Source organism: Fulvivirga imtechensis AK7, from assembly GCF_000331535.1.
GTDB classification, from domain to species: Bacteria; Bacteroidota; Bacteroidia; order Cytophagales; family Cyclobacteriaceae; genus Fulvivirga; species Fulvivirga imtechensis.
Genome location: NZ_AMZN01000180.1, coordinates 1 through 3,365 on the forward strand (window position 1 = coordinate 1; position 3,365 = coordinate 3,365).

At 39.4% G+C, this 3,365-nt stretch carries 2 protein-coding genes; both read left to right on the forward strand.

Annotation, left to right across the window (positions count from 1 at the left end):
- Nucleotides 1-1,763, forward strand: a 1,763-nt coding sequence (locus tag C900_RS27640; RefSeq protein ID WP_040497711.1) for a condensation domain-containing protein, incomplete at its 5' end; no start/stop codon positions are given.
- The coding region (locus C900_RS27645) for a condensation domain-containing protein (protein ID WP_040497712.1) at nt 1,753-3,365 on the forward strand (1,613 nt) is incomplete at its 3' end. The genes C900_RS27640 and C900_RS27645, both read left to right, overlap by 11 nt.

Genomic DNA, 3,365 nt, shown 5'->3' on the forward strand with positions numbered 1-3,365 from the left:
ACCTTCCGGAGTACATGCTTCCGGGCTATTATGTTCACCTGGAAGCTTTTCCATTAACACCGAGTGCTAAAGTAGATCATAAAGCCCTACCAGAACCTGAATTTAAGGGAAACGATGAATATGTAGCACCCGAAACAAAAGAAGAGAAATTGCTTTGTGAAATCTGGTCTAAGGTACTTGGAATTGAAAAAATAGGAATTACAGATAATTTCTTTTCAATTGGTGGTGACTCTATTAAGTCAATACAAGTAAGCTCTAAAATGAGGATTGAAGGATACAATGTGTCTGTGAGAGATATTTTCACCTATAAGACAATAGAAGCCCTGGCTCCTAATTTAGAGGAGATTAAAACTATAGCAAATCAATCTCTGGTAACCGGAGAAGTGCCTTTGACGGGTATTCAGCAGTGGTTTTTTAGCAGTTCAATGAGATCAAAGCACCATTTCAATCAGTCAGTGATGCTAAACTTCCCAGAAAGAGTAACAGAGGAGCAAATCAGAAGAATTTTCACTCATATACATACTCATCATGACGCGCTTAGGATGACATACAGATGGGATGAAGGCAAGGTGATACAACAAAATCACGACCTTAGTTATCCGTTGTCCCTTGTTGTAAATGATTTAAGAGGAAACCCGGCTTCAAAAGAAGAATTATTGAAATTATGCAATGAGTTGCAAGCAAGTATTGATTTGGAAATGGGCCCTCTGATGAAACTTGGCTTGTTTGATATGCAAGATGGCACCCGATTATTGATTGTAATTCACCACCTCGTAATTGACGGAATTTCCTGGAGAATACTCTTTGATGATGTGGAGATGCTTTATGCGCAAGAGAAATCCGGAGAGGAATTACAGTTACCTCTGAAGACGGATTCATTCCAATTGTGGTCAAGTAAGCTACTAGATTATCGTAGCAGCAAATCTTATCAAGAAGCTATAGAATATTGGAACAAAATATTAGACAAAGAACAAGTGATCTTTAAGAAAAACTATTCGGAAGATCAAAATACTACCCATGATACATCCCGAGCTGGCTTTAGACTTAGCAAATCAACCACTGATAAATTACTGGGAGAAGTTCATGAAGCCTTTAATACTCAAATCAATGATATTCTTTTGGCAGGTTTGCTAATGAGTGTGAATAAGTATTTTGGGAGTGGTGCGTTGCAAATCCACCTGGAAGGTCATGGGCGAGAGCAAATAATAGAAGATATAGATATTGGACGAACGATAGGTTGGTTCACTAGTCTGTATCCTGTAGTGTTGGAAGAATCTGGAGAAGAATTATCGGAATTAATAAAATCAGTCAAAGAATCTTTAAGAAATATTCCGAATAATGGGATTGACTATCTTATTGGAAGATACTTGTTTTCAGATATCAAGCCTGTAAACAACTCTCAAGTCATTTTTAATTATTTAGGACAGTTTGATAGTGATACGATGGAAAGAGCATTTGAGATAGCTTCTGAACCCACAGGTGATGCGATTATGCGAGGCGACTACAGAGAATATGAATTAGAATTTGTTGGAATGGTCTCCGAAGGAAGATTGGGAATGAATGTAACTTATAATATCAAGCAATATAATGAAGAAGTGGTCAACGCATTGATGAGTTTATATCAGGAAAGTCTCGTAGAGCTGGTTGATTATTGTGTTAATCGCGAAGCGCAAGAGTTAACCCCTTCAGATTTCTCTTACAAAGGCTTGACTTTAGGGCAACTGGATGAGCTAAAAAATAAATTAATGAACGATGAATATTAAATCAGCCAACTCTATACAGGATGTTTACCCGCTGTCACCTATGCAGGAAGGCATGTTGTTTCATGCTTTGTTGGATGAAGATGCGGATCATTATTTTCTGCAGTACACTTATCACTTGCGTGGCAAACTAAATATTGGATGTATAGAACGCAGTTTAAAGGCTTTGATGAAACGCTATGACATTCTACGCACAGTTTTTTTGCATGAGGGATACGATCGATCACTTCAGGTGGTTTTACAGGAACGCAAGGCTGCCTTTTACCATAAGGATGTGCGAAAAGAAGTTTTGGAGAGTGATCGGGATACTGTAGTAGACAGATATCGACAACTAGATAGAGCGCATAAATTTAATCTGAGCAAGGATGTACTTATGCGTCTCAAAGTGTACCGAACCGGAGAGGAAGATTACGATTTTGTTTGGAGCTTTCATCACATTTTGATGGACGGTTGGTGCACCAGTATCATCATTAACGAGTTTGGAATTTTATATGAAGGTTATTTGGAAGGCCGGCAAGTACGTTTACCGGTGGTGGAGCCCTACTCTACTTACATAAAATGGTTGGAAGCGCAGGATAAGGAGATGTCTAGACAGTACTGGAGGAAATATTTATCCGGGTACGAGAACTTGGCGAGTATCTCAATGGATAAGACTGATGTTTCTGGCTTTAAATATGCTAGTTCAAGCTTGCTTTTAAGTAAAGAAAGAACCAGAAATTTAAAGACAATTTCCGGAGATCTTGGCGTGACGTTATACACGCTGTTGCAGAGTGCATGGGGAATACTTCTATCCAGGTACAATAACGTTACCGATGTTGTCTTTGGTTCAGTGGTTTCAGGTCGACCATCTCAACTGAAAGGTGTAGAACGCATGGTAGGTTTGTTTATTAATACAATACCAGTGCGCATTACCTATCAGCAGGGTGATAGCATAGCACATCTACTGCATCAGGTACAGGAAAATGCGGCCGAAAGTAATCCATATCATTATCATTTATTGTCTGAAGTACAAAAGCTGAGTGGCTTAGGGAAGGCATTACTCGATCATATAATAATTTTTGAAAATTACCTTGTATCGAATGAAATAGAAGATGTGTCAGACGAATCTCTCCAGGCTTCACAAATGGAGGTGACTGGAGTTAAGGTTTTTGAGCATACGAGTTATGATCTCACTATTGTCATACAGCCCGGGGATGAGTTGCTAATCAAGTTTGACTATAATGTGAATAAGTATGATGCACAGTGCATTGAGCGTCTTGTTGGCTATCTCTCCTTAATACTGGCATATATCGAAAGAGATGTTAACTTACCTATTAGCAAGATGGATATCACTACACCTGATGACCGTCAACTATATAAAACGTTCAACGACACATCAGCAGATTATCCGAGGGATCAGACACTCATAGCACTTTTTGAAGAACAGGTACAAAAAACACCAGCTAGCACTGCCCTGATATACGAAGATCATGAGTTGAGCTATGAGGCCTTGGATGCCCGAAGCAATCAGTTGTCCCGCTCTCTTTTAGAAAGGGGCTGTTGCCCTGGCATGGTTGTGGGGTTGATGGTGGATCGTTCCATTGAGATGATGGTAGGTATGCTGGC